13 protein-coding genes are annotated in these 15,029 nt (G+C 44.7%); 4 read left to right on the top strand and 9 right to left on the bottom strand.

Features of this window, described 5'->3' with window-relative positions; genetic code table 11:
• Nucleotides 1–9 precede the first annotated feature (9 nt).
• From FN124_RS18605 to FN124_RS18590, 4 genes are all read right to left on the bottom strand, one after another.
• The gene (locus FN124_RS18605; protein WP_142686254.1) at nucleotides 10–852 is read right to left on the bottom strand and encodes a prephenate dehydrogenase; all 843 of its coding nucleotides are present in this window, start codon (nucleotides 850–852) and stop codon (nucleotides 10–12) included.
• On the bottom strand, nucleotides 849–2,012 hold the full coding sequence (locus tag FN124_RS18600) for a pyridoxal phosphate-dependent aminotransferase (RefSeq protein ID WP_142686253.1): 1,164 nt from the start codon (nucleotides 2,010–2,012) through the stop codon (nucleotides 849–851). Before FN124_RS18600 ends, FN124_RS18605 begins: the two co-directional genes overlap by 4 nt.
• Nucleotides 2,013–2,020: 8 nt before the next feature.
• Entirely contained in the window at nucleotides 2,021–2,845 is an 825-nt protein-coding gene (locus tag FN124_RS18595; protein ID WP_142686252.1) for a prephenate dehydratase, read from the bottom strand.
• Nucleotides 2,846–3,426: 581 nt separating this feature from the next.
• Nucleotides 3,427–3,660: a hypothetical protein gene (locus tag FN124_RS18590; protein WP_142686251.1), complete on the bottom strand. Its 234-nt coding sequence runs from the start codon at nucleotides 3,658–3,660 to the stop codon at nucleotides 3,427–3,429.
• 131 nt (nucleotides 3,661–3,791) lie between these two features.
• Between FN124_RS18590 and FN124_RS18585 the strand changes: the two genes are divergently transcribed.
• The 4 genes from FN124_RS18585 to FN124_RS18570 all read left to right on the top strand — a co-directional run bounded on the left by FN124_RS18585 (nucleotide 3,792) and on the right by FN124_RS18570 (nucleotide 9,872).
• Nucleotides 3,792–4,367, top strand: a complete 576-nt coding sequence (locus tag FN124_RS18585; protein WP_142686250.1) for an RNA polymerase sigma factor — start codon at nucleotides 3,792–3,794, stop codon at nucleotides 4,365–4,367.
• Entirely contained in the window at nucleotides 4,342–5,475 is a 1,134-nt protein-coding gene (locus FN124_RS18580) for a S1C family serine protease (protein WP_142686249.1), read from the top strand. Before FN124_RS18585 ends, FN124_RS18580 begins: the two co-directional genes overlap by 26 nt.
• A 352-nt stretch (nucleotides 5,476–5,827) precedes the next feature.
• The gene (locus FN124_RS18575; protein ID WP_142686248.1) at nucleotides 5,828–7,090 is read left to right on the top strand and encodes a M57 family metalloprotease; all 1,263 of its coding nucleotides are present in this window, start codon (nucleotides 5,828–5,830) and stop codon (nucleotides 7,088–7,090) included.
• A complete protein-coding gene (locus FN124_RS18570; protein ID WP_142686247.1) occupies nucleotides 7,032–9,872 on the top strand; it encodes a S8 family serine peptidase in 2,841 nt (946 codons plus the stop codon). Before FN124_RS18575 ends, FN124_RS18570 begins: the two co-directional genes overlap by 59 nt.
• A gap of 33 nt (nucleotides 9,873–9,905) precedes the next feature.
• Here FN124_RS18570 and FN124_RS18565 read toward each other — a convergent pair whose 3' ends face one another.
• From FN124_RS18565 to FN124_RS18545, 5 genes are all read right to left on the bottom strand, one after another.
• Nucleotides 9,906–10,622, bottom strand: coding sequence for a carboxypeptidase-like regulatory domain-containing protein (locus tag FN124_RS18565; protein WP_142686246.1), 717 nt, complete (start codon nucleotides 10,620–10,622; stop codon nucleotides 9,906–9,908).
• 179 nt (nucleotides 10,623–10,801) lie between these two features.
• A complete protein-coding gene (locus tag FN124_RS18560) occupies nucleotides 10,802–10,987 on the bottom strand; it encodes a CsbD family protein (protein WP_142686245.1) in 186 nt (61 codons plus the stop codon).
• Between the two features lie 79 nt (nucleotides 10,988–11,066).
• Nucleotides 11,067–12,020, bottom strand: coding sequence for an aldose 1-epimerase (locus FN124_RS18555; RefSeq protein WP_142686244.1), 954 nt, complete (start codon nucleotides 12,018–12,020; stop codon nucleotides 11,067–11,069).
• A 113-nt stretch (nucleotides 12,021–12,133) separates the two neighbouring features.
• The gene (xylA, locus tag FN124_RS18550) at nucleotides 12,134–13,462 is read right to left on the bottom strand and encodes a xylose isomerase (protein ID WP_142686243.1); all 1,329 of its coding nucleotides are present in this window, start codon (nucleotides 13,460–13,462) and stop codon (nucleotides 12,134–12,136) included.
• Nucleotides 13,463–13,494: 32 nt separating this feature from the next.
• Complete coding sequence (locus FN124_RS18545; RefSeq protein WP_142686242.1) at nucleotides 13,495–14,973, bottom strand: xylulokinase; 1,479 nt, start codon at nucleotides 14,971–14,973, stop codon at nucleotides 13,495–13,497.
• Nucleotides 14,974–15,029: the final 56 nt, after the last annotated feature.

Genomic DNA, 15,029 nt, shown 5'->3' with positions numbered 1-15,029 from the left:
AGAACTTAATTATTTCAGGATCTTCCTGATTTTATTGGATTTTTGAATCAATTTGTAAAAGGTGTCGTAGTCTTCATTCTCCAGCAATGTTTTCATTTGCTGTAACTGGCTGATATGTTCGTCCAGTACATCGAGCACATTGTTCCGGTTATGTTTGAAGATAGGCACCCACATATCAGGAGAGCTTTTCGCCAAACGCACAGTGGATTCAAAACCACCGCTCGCCAGTTCAAAGATGCGTCCTGACTCTTTTTCTTTTTTCAGCACTGTTAATGCCAGCGCGAAAGAAGTAATGTGGGAGATGTGCGACACATAAGCGGTATGCAGGTCATGCTCTTCCGCATTCATGTATACAGTGCGCATCTGCAGCTGGTCTACCATATTTTCCACCAGTTCCAGGGCGTCCTCATCACTGTTCTTCACATCACAGAGCACCATTGTTTTATGTACGAAGAGGTTGCGTACAGCGGCATCCGGCCCGGAATACTCGGTGCCGGCCATCGGGTGGGCAGCCACAAAGCGTCCCCTGTTGGGATGACCGGCAACGAGTTGCAGTATTTTTTCTTTGGTAGAACCCACATCCATAATCACCTGGCCGGGACGCGCTTTATCCATAATGCCGGGCAGTGCCTGTAATACCGCATCCACAGGGATGGCCAGTATCACCAGGCTGGAGCGCTTCATGGCGTCTTCCAGGGTGGCTGCTTCATCAATGATGTTCAGCTCCAGCGCCCGCTGCAGGTGCTCCTGGCGCTGATCCACTCCAATGATCCGCTCTGCCACACCCTTTTCTTTCAGCGTGATAGCGAGCGAGCCGCCTATTAAACCTATCCCTATTACTGTTGCAATCATTTTACGTTGGTTTTGATACGTTCTATCGCCTCCTGGAAAACCTTCTCATCCTGGCAAAGACTCACCCTGATATAGCCGTTGCCGTTACTACCGAATATTCCCCCGGGAGTAATGAATACGCGGGCTTTCTGCAGTATTTCATCAGTGAGCGTATAACCGTTTTCGTTAGTAGCAGGTATTTTCGCCCAAACGAACATACCTACCTGGTTCTTATCGTAGGTGCAATGCAACAGATCCAGCAGTTGGAATACTTTCTCCCTGCGTGCACGGTAAATTTTATTCAAATCATCGTACCAGTCTTTTCCCAGCTGCAGCGCCTTTACAGCGGCCATCTGCATAGGCTGGAACATACCGGAGTCCATATTGCTTTTAAAGCGCAGTACCTGTGCAATCCATTCTGCTTTACCCACCAGCATGCCTATACGCCATCCGGCCATATTGGACGATTTACTGAGGGAATTCAGTTCCAGCACCACATCTTTTGCACCTTCAAACTGCAGCAAACTTTCGGGCTGCTCGTTCAGGATGAAGCTGTAAGGATTATCATGGCAGATAAGAATGTTATGCTGTTTGGCAAAAGCGATAAGCTTTGCGGCAAACTCCCTGTTTACCTTTGCACCGGTAGGCATATGGGGATAGTTAACCCACATCAGCTTCACCTTGCTCAGGTCTTTTTGTGCCAGTGCATCCAGGTCGGGTAACCAGCTGTTTTCTTCCGTCAGATCATAATCAACAACGGTAGCCCCGCTCAGGTTCACTGCAGAACGGTAGGTAGGGTAGCCCGGGTTCGGGATCAGGGCCTCATCACCTTCCTGCAGGTAAGTCATACAGATATGCATAATCCCTTCCTTGGAACCTATCAGCGGCAATACTTCCGTATCAGGGTTCAGCGTTACATTATAATAGCGCTGGTACCAGTTTGCCATTGCTTTACGCAGGGCCGGAATACCTTTATATCCCTGGTAGTTGTGCGTATTGGGCAAAGCGGCATTTTCGTTCAATGCAGCCACCACTGAAGGATGAGGAGGCAGATCCGGGCTTCCGATACCAAGGTTGATCACCTTTGTGCCGGATTGGTTCATTTCCTCAATCTCCCTGAGCTTTTTGGAGAAGTAATATTCTTCCGTGCCTTGTAATCTTTTAGCAACCTGTATCTGCATAAACCTGATTAATGTGTTTTTCCTTTTTTATAAATACCCAGCACTTTCAGATGCTCTGTGAGCGGTTCTATTTTCGATAATGCTTTTTCAAAATGAGCGGCGTTATCAAATTCCATATCGGCGTGGAAGTAATAATTCCATTCTTTTGCGGGGATAGGGAACGACTGCAGCTTTGAAAGATTAATACCGGCCACCGCAATCTGGGTAAGCACTTTAGCCAGGCTACCGCGGTCGTGGCTGGTTTGAAAATATACCGATGCTTTATTGGCATCTTCAGGAGTGTCTATAGGCGTACGTGATACCGCCAGGAAACGGGTATAGTTATTTTTATTGGTGTGAATATTAGGCGCCACGATATCCAGTTCAAAGATCTCTGCAGCGAGTTTACCTGCAATTGCGGCCGTGCTTTTCAGCTTCTTCTGCCTTACATGCCTGGCGCTGAGAGCTGTATCTTCTGTTTCCACCAGTTTAATATGCGGGTATTTTTCCAGGAAATCCATACACTGCAGCAGGGCCATAGGGTGGGAATGTACTTCCCGGATGTCTTCCAGCGTTTGTCCCGGTAAAACCATCAGGTGCTGGTTGATCTGCAGGTAAATTTCACCGGTAATATGCAGACCGGAGTTTTTGATAAGGCTATAATTAGGTAAAATGCTGCCGGCAATTGAGTTCTCAATGGCCATGATACCTGCATCCACATCGGGTTGCTGTTTGACTTTTTTAACCAGCTCTGCAAAGGAGGCACAGCATTCTATTTCAGTTTGCTTACCGAAATACCCCTGAGCAGCTACCTGGTGAAAAGATCCTTCAAACCCCTGTATGGCAATTTTCATGTGTATGTGATTGATTTTATTTTGTTATAGTTGCTGTAGCAACTAGCTATTAAAAACAGAAAGGGTCCCGATCCGGGACCCTTTGCGCTGTACTTTTATATATAAGTATATTATTGCAAACGGGTCCCCTGCTTCTTCGCATAAAAGAAGTAAGAGAAGTAATAAAAAAAGTAATTGCCTGAAACTGGCTGTAACATATGTTTATTTATTGTTGGCATCAGTTGGCTGCATGCCTGTTTTTGATATTAAAAAGGCCTTCCGGTTCCGGAAGGCCTTTTTGTAGTTCTTTTATCTTTTTACAAACGACCTCCCTATTCCTGGTACCAGAAATAATAAAAGCTAAAAAAGCCAAAAGAGGTTTGTTGTATCATATTATTATTTGTTACTCGTTTTGAGTGTAGAACAAAAATACGGCACGATTTTAATTATCCAAGGGGTATCATTGAAAAATATACTTTTTTCAATAATAAAGGTAAATTATTGAATAACTTTCAAAAAATCGGAATTTCTTAAGCAAACGGGGCATAAAAAAACCGTCCAGGCCAAGCCTGAACGGTTAATTATAAAATTCTAAAGTTAGATTAGTGATGAGCAGCAGCTGAATCAACAGTTTTAGCAGCAGAATCAACAGTTGCTTTTGCAGCATCAGCTACAGAATCAACAGCAGAAGTAGCTACCTGAGCAGCTGAATCGATAGAAGCACCAGCAGCAGTAGCGGTAGAGTCAGTAGCAGTTTCAGTTTTTGCGCCACCGCAAGCAACTGCGAACAGACCGAAAGACAGAGCTAAGAAACCAATTTTGATTACGTTCTTCATGATACAATTATTTAAGTTGTTTTTGAATGATTTAACCTTTATACCGGGATCACCTAAAAGGTAACCCAAACTTTTAAAAATATTTTTTTTCGCTACTTTGGGTTACCAAATGCCTAATAACTGTATTAAGAGTGAAGCAAAATCAAGACATAACAAGAGACAGGGAATTATTGCTGGGACTGGCAAAAGGTGAGGATAAGTCATTGGAAATCATCTATTCAGAAAATTTTCCAGTGGTTTTACGGATGATTCTTCAGCATAATGGCTCGGAAGACGACGCAAAGGATGTATTCCAGGAGGCTGTTATAGTATTATATGAAAAGGTTCAAACCGGTGATTTTACGTTAAGCAGCAGGCTCAAAACCTTTCTTTATTCGGTTTGCCGCCATCTGTGGCTTAAAAAAGTACAGCGGACCTTCGGATTATATGCTTTAACACCTGAACTGGAAGAAGTGATCCCGGCTACGGAAGCACTGGAAGAGCATGAGGCAAGGGACCAGGAGTTTAGGATCATGGAAGGAGCGATGAGCAATATCGGCCAGCCATGTCAAACCATCCTGGAAGATTATTATCTGCATAAAAGATCTATGCAGGAAATAGCGGAGAAGTTCGGATACACCAATGCAGAAAATGCAAAGAACCAGAAGTACAAGTGCCTGATGCGTTTGAAGAAGTTATTTTTTGATCAATACAACACATCATTATAAGCAGAAAGCAGCCATGAAAGAAGACATGACCTTATTACGTGAAATTGAGCGTTACCTGGAAGGGGAAATGAGCGAACAGGAAAAAACTGCTTTCGATACACTGCGTCATACCAATCCGCTGATAAATAAACAGGTAGAAGAACATCAGCTGTTCCTTCAGCACCTGGGCAATTACGGCAAACGTCAGCAATTACAGGCAAAGCTCAACCACATACATCATCAGCTGGATATGCCTAGCCTGCGCAAACAGGCCCAGGAAGAAAACCAGACTGCAAGAAGACTGAGCATCCGCCGCAGGACCATTAGCAATCTTGCTGCAGCCGCCTGTATCGCTTTGGTAACTTCGTTGTCTACCATCGCGATTATACAGAACGTATCAAAAAACAAATCCACTGCACAATACGAGGATGTAAGAAGGGTGCTGAATAATATTCAACGCTCCCAGAATGCTCTTATCAATGATATGAACAGTAAGAGTAAGGCTCCGCTAAACCCGGGCACTTATGGTGGCACCGGTTTCGCAGTATCAGGCAATGGCTATATTGTTACCAATTATCATGTAGTGGCCGGCGCCGACTCCGTATATGTGCAGAATAATAAAGGAGAAGCTTTTAAAGCCATCAGTATCTTTGAAGATATTTCCAGTGACCTGGCAGTACTGAAGATTGCAGATTCTTCTTTTAAAAGTCAGCCCCTGCCTTATGCTTTGAAACCACAAAGCGTAAAAATCGGCGAAGAAGTATTCACCATGGGCTTCCCCCGCGATGAAATTGTTTATGGCAAAGGTTATATCAGCGCCAAAACAGGTTTTAACGGAGATACAACCGCCTACCAGGTATCCATCCCCGTAAACCCCGGCAATAGCGGTGCTCCCCTGCTCGACAACAAGGGAGATGTAGTGGGAATAGTAACGGGCAAACAAACTACCTCGGATGGTATTGCCTTTGCCGTAAAATCAGCTCACCTCAAACACCTGCTGGATGAAATGCCGAAAGACAAGCAAACCCGGAGAGACTGGAACCACAAGAGCCGCCTGGAAGGTATGAACAGGGTAGATCAGATTAAGAAGCTGGAAGACTTTGTGTATATGGTGAAGGTGTATAATTAATGTTGGAAGCAGGGGGAATATTCAACGATTTGCCCCGGCACTGAATTTATCAATAAGCTAATATTATAACCTTAATGGGTTTAAGATATTCCCGGTTACTTGGGTAACCGGGATTTTTTTGTTGATCCACTTAACCCCTGTCCGGGGTAGAAGTCTTCTCAAATTGTTTATAAGATCCTATAGTGAAGCGATTGGTTACTTTTAACAGCCGGATAATTTATCATGATAAAATTTAATGCCCTCCCATAACATTATTTGATTAATTTGGGTTACCAGTAAATAACCATAAATAACCGGTACGATCCCAGATATATGTAGACCCTGTAGCATTTCCTAATCAAAATATATCCAAATGACCCAAAACCTAAAAATCGCTTCTTTAGCGTTAATCTCGTGTGCCTTTTTCTTTAGCTCCTGCGATAAGGAGAACAAAGACTCAGTAAAAGAACCCTTACAAGACGCTGTAACTGTAGCCCAGAAAATTAAAAAGCTTGGGTATGATACCAGTCATATCATCCCTTTTAATGAAGGTTATATTGTTGAAAATGATATCTACATCAAATCGACAGACCTGGACAAAAAACCATCGGAAAAACAGACTACATTAAGAATTGCCAAAAATGAGCAGTATCGCACAAACAATCTGGTAACAGGCTTTCCCAGGGTGCTAAGGATAAGGTTCGGAACATTAGGACTACCAGCCTTTTATCAGACTTCACTTAATCAGGCTATACAAGATTATAATGATCTTAAGCTGGACATCACCTTTCAATTTGTTTCCGGACAAGCTGATATAGAAGTTTTCGGAACAACCTCATTACCCAGCAACGTTTATGCAAGTGCAAGCGCATACCCATCAAACGGAAATCCTGGCGGGCCAATACTTATAAATACAAATTATTTTACATCAGCTTCCAAAACTGCACTCTTAACAAGCACCTTAAAGCATGAATTAGGTCATACATTAGGGCTCAGACATACAGATTACTTCGATCGCACTTACAGCTGCGGATACAATCCAAATGGTCCTAATAGTGAAACAGCAGGCCCCGATGGCGCTATCAATATTCCTGGTACTCCAACCGGTGTAGATGTAGAATCATTAATGCTGGCATGCACACCAGATGATGCCAACCCAAGAGGATTTGTAGATAATGACATTGTCGCATTATCGTACCTGTACAATGTGGATCACAAAACAAGAGCCCAGATAGTACATGAGTTCTACAGCCCCGGAGGTCAGGACCACTCCTATTACATTAACAGGAATATTCCGAGACTTTTCAATGAATGGATCTATAACGGCGACGTTTTCCGTGCTTTCATACAACAAGCTCCGGGCACCCAAGTTCTGTACGAATATTACAACCCCGTTTCCAAGGATCATTGCTTCTCTTTTGTAAACAATGATCCCAGTATATTACAGTTTCAAAACTGGCAATCAAACGGAACTAACTTTTACGCGTACCAGACAGCGGTGTCAGGCTCAATTCCGATTTATGAATTTTATAGCAATTCAATGACTTCACACGTATATACACCAAATATAAATTTCAATGCAAGCTTCCCCCAGTTTACTTACCAGGGACTTGCATTTTATGCATTACCATTATAGCCTGATATTTTACCGGCTGGTTATCGTACCAGCCGGTAATTTTAAGCATTCATTATTATACCTGACTATGTATCGTATGTTAATAGGCTTACTGCTGGCATCTTTGTCGCTGTACGCCCAGCATCCGGACACCAATTACCTGTTATTAAGAAAGCATCCTGCCATCACTGCCGATTCGGGCAGGCTGTTGATCCGTACCTTTTCACCTGAAGCGCTGCAACCTTTTCTTCGTGACAATCGTTTAATAAAACAACTATCGCCAACGGCTGCCATTATTCAAACAAATAAACATTATTCACTGCAACAAGGGCAAATTGATGCGGCAGGCAACTACTTTAAAGCATCAGATAATCTGTTAAGCCTCATTAATAGTGACCGTGGAACGCTTATCCAGGTGATGATAGCAAGAAAGAGCTTATCCGGATATACAAAGGAAATCCGGAACCTTACCAGCACTCAAATCGATACCTTATTAAACCAGGAAGACATACAATTTATCGACCTTGTCAGGAAGCCTGCAACGGAGCTAATAACAGAACTGGATATACCGGTTAATTCATCGGGCGCTTTTCATCATTATTTCCCGGATGTAAAAGGAGAAAATAATTTAGTGGTCATTAAGGAAGATAAATTTGATACAGCAGATATTGATATTTCAGGCAGAGCTAATTTAAGCCAGCTGGCATCTTCCCAATCGTCTGTTCACGCCTCTATGATGGCTACCATTATTGCCGGTAACGGGAATAGCTATATAAGGGGAAATGGAATTGCCCCCTCTTCCAGCCTGGTCTCAACTGATTACAATAATCTCTCTCCCGATAACATAACATTGCTTGGCAGCAGAATCCAGAATCATTCCTATGGGGTTGGAATTGAAAATTATTATGGTATTGAAGCTTCGGAATATGATGCACAGATATACCAGGAAGATACTTTACTTCATATTTTTTCTGCTGGTAATTCCGGAGATGAAATACCGCAGAGCGGGACTTATACAGGTGTAGGCAGATTTGCAAATCTTACAGGGACTTTCAAGCAGGCAAAAAATATCCTGACAGTTGGCGCCGTAAACGCTGAATACGAAGTGGAAAACTTTAGTTCCAATGGCCCTTCTTATGATGGCAGGATAAAGCCGGAGCTCGTAGCTGGAGGCGTTGATGGGACATCGGGTGCTGCCGCCGCCTGTACTGGTATTGGCACGCTTTTATCTCAGCTCTATTATCAATTTAATCACACTGCTCCTTCTGCTGCATTAATAAAATCAATCCTCATCTCGTCTGCGAGTAATGTCGGCGGTATTAGTTACAAAACCGGATTTGGAAACATCAATGCGCTGGATGCGGGAAAAATCATCCAACAAAAACAATATCTTAATGGAGAAGTGAGTGCTGGAAATACAAAAAAATATTCACTTAATATTCCTGCCAATACGCATAAAGTAAAAGTCACACTTGCATGGAATGACCCTCCCGCAGCCATAAATGCTCCCTACGCACTGGTAAATGATCTTGATTTATATGTGACCAGCAATAATGGAGATACAATACGCCCATGGGTGCTGAGCAGTTTTCCCCAGGCAGACTCTTTATCCAGGGCAGCTTTACGTGGCATTGATTCTATCAACAATGTGGAGCAGGTCACCCTGGAATTGCCAGCAGCCGGAAACTATGATATGCATGTTCTTGGACGAAAAATCAATATGCTGCAAAAGTTCGCGCTTAGCTGGCAGCTCTACTCAGAAAACGGCTTTGAGTGGACATATCCCTTATCTGATGATCAGTTATTTAGTAATAGTTATACCTATATCCGATGGAATACTACCCTTTCCGGAAAGGCAACTTTGCAATACAGTTTGGATGAGGGTAAAAGCTGGCAGTTTGTTACGGATACCATTAATATTGCAAAAGGTTATTACCTTTGGACAACGCCCCCAACATTCTCTACTGCCATATTAAAACTTACGATCAATAATACCGACAAATTATCTCCTGTATTTTCAATCTCCTCCCATCCTGTATTATCAGTTGGCTATCTCTGTCAGGATGAAAATCAGCTATACTGGCCCAGGATACCACTGGCTAGTTCCTATACTGTTTATCATCTCTCCGATCATCTGCTTATACCTTATAAAACAGTTACAGATACTTTTGTTACCATCCCATCAGCAGATATGAATACGCCCTATTGGGCAGTAAGCGCTATAACTCCGAAATGTGAAGGAATAAAAAGTCCAACCATTGATATTCAGAAACAAGGAGTCAGTTGTTATCTGAAAACCTTCACAGGTGTATATGATGAGGAAACCGACCAGGTAAAACTGGCCCTGTCATTATCCGGATTCCAGCACCTTGCCAAAATTACCTGCCAGAAAATAATATCTCTAAACCAGGTAAAAGAAATCGGCGTAATTCATGAGCCTGATAATTGTTGTTATTCCTTTACGGATCCGGTGCCCTCTGATGGCAGAAATAAATACCGCGTATTACTTGAAACACAAGAAGGGCTTACATTTCCTTTTCCGTTAGATGTAACAGTAGTACGGGCGGGCGACATACAATTATTCCCCAACCCGGTAAGCACAGATATCAATATTCTTTGCGGCTCCAACAATGACTATATTCTGTCTTTATATACGTCATCAGGCAGCCTTCTTTTACAAAACAAGATCAACGGTTATACAAATAAGATTTCTCTTGCCCATCTGCCTTCCGGGATCCTTTTTTACCGGATTACGCTTCATGGGAAACAAATAAAAGCAGGAAAAATCATTAAAATCAGATAATAAAAAGCGCTTCCGCCTCATTTTCAATCATTATTACTTCTTCATCCAGGCTTTATACTTATCAGTGATCCAGTAAAGCAGATCGTTGTTATTGATAGTACGCATGGTATTATAATCGGGGTAATTATCCCGCATAAATAACTGGAGTGAATCCCCTTTAAGTCCCGTTACCCGGCTTACCAAAATGGGCGTAAAGCGGGAATCGATGAACTTTTCTTTTTCCATCTTCTCGTAGTTCTCCTTAAACTGCCGTTTCTGTTTTTCTCTTTTGGAGAAACGGGTGATAGGGCTGAACACGATACCGGCCCCCTCCGGTGTGCTGCCGCCAGCCAGCGGCTTGTTGGGATTATCAAGGATATAACCGTATTGATGGCGTCTTTCCATGGAATCTATCTGGTATGGAGTGTATTCAGACGTGATTTCTACTCCTTTCAGGAACTTACCGGCCGGTTCCATCACTACGTTAATGGTTTGGGTACCGGACGACTGGGTAACGATCACCGTATCCGGTTTGTATCCCACAAAGGTAACCACGAGCCGGTCGTTGCGGGAAGCGGTTATCTTGTAATAACCACCCTGGTCGGAAAGCGAGCGCTTCCCCGAGTTGAGGTTACTTACTGTTGCGTAGGGCAGCACCAGCCTGTTACTGTCCGAAATCATCCCGGTAACTGTTACCTGTGCCTGTACCTTAGGAGCAAATGCCATACTGAATATACAGCCTAGTGCTATGATGCGCATGAAAACCTTCATATAGAATATAATAATTTAAACAGCTGAATCCCTTTCACTTCCTCACAAACAGATCAGTATAGACATTGTTCATCTCCCTAACAAGGTACAAATTAAAGAAAATGCCACGGTGTTAAAAAAAACAAAAATCCTTCTGCCGGAGCAGAAGGATCACTGTATTTAAATTCCAGGTTATCCAATCAGGCAGACTTCAGTAAATCGATCACTTCCTCCCGGCTTTTGCCCAGCTTTTGCTGCAGCTTTCCAATCAGCTTATCTTCCTGTCCTTCTTCATATAACAGGTCGTCGTCTGTCAGATCGGCGTATTGCTGTTTCAGCGTACCTTTTAACTCATTCCATTTTCCTTTGATCTCTAACTTGTCCATAATCTCTCAATTTATATGGTGATATAATCGGGTTACTATGGAAGTGAAGAGCCAAAGAATATGCCATCGCCGGGCCCAGTTATAAAGATACCTGGATACGGGTGGTAAAAACCCTGCTTTCACCGGCAGCCAGCTGAACCAGTCCAATCCCGTTGTTAAAGGCATCCGGGGCGCCGCTGAGGTTCTCTACTGCTATGCTGGTACGATGTGGTGGTATATAAATCTGGAGGATAGGGTAACTGTTCTCAGGATAGAAAGCAATGTTGATATTTTTCTTCGGATCGTGGATCGTGGCCAGCGGTTGTGGCTTTGTGAGATCCAATACAAAGGAATTATCCAGCTCTACTCCTTTCAGCAGTTTGCCGGCAACAAATTCAGTATATGGCAATACTTTTCCTGTAGGCAGTAATTTTTCATTGAACTCCACTATTTCTTTGGATGCAAAAGTTAATACCAGCTCATCTGCCGGGGTACCGGTGCTGAAATACGGATGCCATCCATCCATTACAGGAATAGTAACGCCGCTCTGATTTACAAGAGTGGTGCTCAGCTGCAGCTCATTAGCAGCACGGAGGGTGAAGGTAGCTATACAATCGTACGCAAAAGGATACCCGGCATCATCTGTTTTCCTGAAATGATGGGTGAGGGTTACAGATGCCTGCTGGTCATCTGCCTGTTGCGTTGTTACTGTGAAGGATGCATCGTATAACAGGCCATGGATAGCATTTCCGGGCGCCAGTGTTTTCTGGATGCTGTAAGATTTGCCCTCCCAGGTATACTGCGCATCTTTCATGCGGCATGCATACGGGCTTAGCTTTACGCTTTTAAAGCTGGTACGCAGATTGGCTTCCAGGTCGTTAAGATCCTTGTAGCTGTCTATCAGGTTCAGGTTTCCTGTTGCGTGTTTTACTTTGAAAGCATGCAGCAATGCACCGAAAGAAGGTATTATTTCCACCTGCGTTCCTGTTTCCAGGTCCTGGAGCGCAATGATATCAAATCCTGCCTCTTGAAAAGAATGGATGCCAAATTTCATTGTTCATAATTTTGGAAGAAAATATAAAACATTTTGGGATTTTGCCCTGTGATTATTTGATAACAGCTGTTTGTTGTTAACTTATAACTCACTGGCAAAATCCCGATGGTATTTTAAATGCTTGCGTTGATCAGGTTTTCCAGCCATTCCTGTTTGCCGCTGGTTTGCTTTGGTTCTCCATTTGCAGCTGCGAAATTGCGGAGGTCTTCCAGCGTTAGTTTGCCTGCTTCAAATTCCTGTCCCTTGCCGCTATCAAAAGAAGCATAGCGATCCTGGCGGAATTTTTTATACGGGGTGGCAGTAAGCACTTTTTCTGCAATGATAGCAGCTCTTGCAAAAGTGTCGATACCGCCGATGTGTGCGTGGAAGATGTCTTCCAGGTCGGTGGAATTACGACGGGTTTTTGCATCGAAGTTGACCCCGCCGCCGGCAAATCCGCCAGCTTCAAGGATCACGAGCATGCTTTCAATGAGATCATTAAGGTTGGTGGGAAACTGGTCGGTATCCCATCCATTCTGCGCGTCTCCGCGGTTGGCATCAATGCTACCCAGCATACCTGCGTCTGCCGCTACCTGCAGCTCGTGCTGGAAGGTATGCCCTGCCAGTGTGGCGTGATTCACTTCAAGGTTCAGTTTAAAATCCTTATCGAGCCCAAACTGGCGGAGGAAGCCGATCACTGTAGCTGCGTCGTAGTCGTACTGGTGCTTGGTAGGTTCGCAGGGTTTTGGCTCTATAAAGAACGTTCCTTTGAAACCCTGTGCCCGTGCATAATCGCGGGCCATGCCCAGGAAACGGCCCAGGTGTTCCTGTTCGCGTTTCATGTTGGTATTGAGCAGGGTCATGTAACCTTCACGACCACCCCAGAACACGTAGTTTTCGCCGCCTAATGCAATGGTGGCATCCAGTGAGTTTTTCACCTGTGCACCGGCATAAGCCAGTACAGCAAAGTCGGGGTTGGTGGCTGCACCGTTCATGTAGCGCGGATTACTGAAAACGTTTGCAGTTCCCCATAACAGTTTAACACCGCTGGCCTGTTGTTTCTGTTTGGCATAGGCAACGATCTGCTGCATACGGCTTTCGTATTCTGCTACGTTAGCGCCTTCATCTACCAGGTCCACATCGTGGAAGCAGTAGTAAGGGAGGCCCATTTTGGTAATGAACTCAAAAGCCGCGTCCATCTTGTCTTTAGCGCTCTGGTTGGCATCCCGGGAGCTAAGCCAGGGAAACTGTTTGGTACCGGGCCCAAAGGGATCACCGCCGGTTCCGCAGAAGGTATGCCAGTAGGATACGGCAAAACGGAACAGTTCTTTCATGGATTTGCCCGCAATGAGGCGGTTCTCATCATACCATTTGTATGCCAGCGGGTTATCGGACTGTGGTCCTTCGAACTGTATTTTCCCGATTCCTTTGAAATACTCGTTGTTACCTAATGTAATACTCATAACTGATGTGATTTTTTAATGCTGGATCTGCGTTAGTGCAGCAGGGTATTCAGTCCGTTCAGCCAGTTGCCGTAAACATCCCGGTATTGGGATTGCAGCGCTGCATCGGGCTCTATTACAGCAAGGCATTCCATACCCCTGAAAGCATCGGCAGCACTTACATAACCGGCTCCGATGGCTGCTCCACGGGCGGCGCCCTGCGCTCCGTCTGTATTATACAATTCTATCACTACATTGGCGGTGTTGGCAAAAGCCTCCCGGAACAAGGGACTGAGGAACATATTCGCGTGCCCTGCCCTTACACGGTGAATATTAAGATCCATTCCCACCATGATATCCATCCCATAGTTAAGACCAAACACAATTCCTTCCTGCACCGCGCGCATAATATGGGCGCGGCTGTGGCGGTTAAAATCGAGATTACGGAGGGTGGCCCCCAGGCTCCTGTTTTCCAGGATGCGCTCAGCGCCATTGCCAAAAGGAAATACCTGCAGGCCTTTGGCGCCAACAGGCGCCTGTTGGGCAAGGGTATTCATTTCCGGGTAAGTGATATCCCCTACCAGGTTCTTGAGCCAGCTATTGGCGATACCGGTACCATTAAGGCACATGAGCACCCCGTTTCTCGTATGCGCGTGATCGTTATTTACGTGTACAAAGGTATTGACCCTGCTCTGCCGGTCGAAACTGTTCTTGTCATGAACCGCGTATACCACGCCCGAAGTGCCCGCTGTGGTAGCGGCTTCGCCGGGTTGCAGCACATTGAGGGAGAAAGCGTTGTTAGGCTGATCGCCGGCCCGGTAGGTAACCGGAGTGCCAGGCGCCAGTTTCAGCGTGGCGGCGGCTGTCGCAGTGAGCTGCCCCTGGATGCCGAACGTAGGTACGATGGCAGACAACAGTTGTTCATCTATCTGATAATATTCCAGCAACGCTTTTGAAACCGCATTTGCTTCAAAATCCCAGAAAGTACCTTCTGATAAACCGGAGATGGTAGTACAGGCTTCACCGGTTAATTTCATGGCAATGAAATCGCCGGGCAGCATTACTTTATGAATACGTTCATAAATATGCGGTTCATTTTCCTGTATCCAGCGGAGTTTGGATGCAGTGAAGTTACCGGGGGAATTGAGCAGGTGCTCGAGACAATATTGTTCTCCCAGCGCTTTAAAAGCGGTATTGCCGGTATTAACAGCGCGACTGTCGCACCAGATAATAGCAGGCCGCAGCACCTGTTGTTGTTTATCCACACATACCAGTCCATGCATCTGGTAGGCAATGCCTATTCCCTTGATCTGGGCAGGATCAACGGGATAGCGCTGTAAAAGGATTTCCGTAGCATGGATGATCTCTTTCCACCAGCCTTCGGGATCCTGTTCAGCCCAGTCGGGCTGTGGTACATCGATGGCCATTTCTTTTTCCGGGCAGGTGGCGCTGGCTACGCAAACGCCGGTATCGGCATTCAGCAGCGCCGCCTTGATAGATGATGACCCAATATCGTATCCTATAAAGTACATAACGTGAAAGAATTAGCGGTCTGAAAAAGTACCGGATATTTTAAGACAAAAAACTG

This window comes from Chitinophaga polysaccharea, assembly GCF_902150045.1.
Classification (GTDB): Bacteria; Bacteroidota; Bacteroidia; order Chitinophagales; family Chitinophagaceae; genus Chitinophaga; species Chitinophaga polysaccharea_A.
The sequence above is the reverse complement of the archived record's forward strand: the minus strand, read 5'-3'. Positions and strand labels throughout refer to the sequence as shown.